Annotated in this window: 1 protein-coding gene; it reads right to left on the bottom strand. The window is 62.0% G+C overall.

All coding sequences use genetic code 11. From position 1 onward, the window contains the following. Positions 1-137: 137 nt before the first annotated feature. Positions 138-529 (bottom strand): transposase (locus MKL11_RS31735; protein WP_243951126.1); only part of this gene is annotated, 392 nt, incomplete at its 5' end.

Genomic DNA, 529 nt, shown 5'->3' with positions numbered 1-529 from the left:
GCTCTCACGCTCTCTTTACGAGCTTGGATTGCCCGACGGACCGTCTCTGTCGTTGTGGCGCTGCCGTGGAGAATCTGTCCCATAGCGCGTCCCTCCATGTGGCACCAGATGTATCACCACACGGTGGGACCAAACATCTAGTGGATTGAATCCAACGTTTGATGCCCCCGTGCTGCGGCCGCAATGATGGTGTCTGGGTCGGCTTTCCAGCGGAAGGGGGTCGGGTCGAGGTTATGTTCGGCGAGGTAGCGGTTGATGGCTGCCTGTAGATCGACGACGCCGAGGAAAGTGCCACGCCGGAGCCGGCGCTTGGTGAGGGCAGCGAAGAAGCCCTCGACGGCGTTCAGCCAGGACGCACTGGTTGGGGTGAGGTGGAAGGTGACGCGCGGGTGGCGAGCCAGCCAGGCGATGACCTTGGGGTGCTTGTGGGCCGCGTAGTTATCGAGGATCACGTGCATGGCCTTGCTGGCCGGGACGGTTTTCTCGACGGCGTTGAGGAAGCGGATGAACTCCTGATGGCGATGGCGTT

It is taken from the genome of Methylobacterium sp. J-077, assembly GCF_022829365.1.
In the GTDB taxonomy this organism is placed as follows: domain Bacteria; phylum Pseudomonadota; class Alphaproteobacteria; order Rhizobiales; family Beijerinckiaceae; genus Methylobacterium.
Note: the sequence above shows the minus strand (reverse complement) of the source record. Positions and strands in the feature narration are given on the sequence as shown.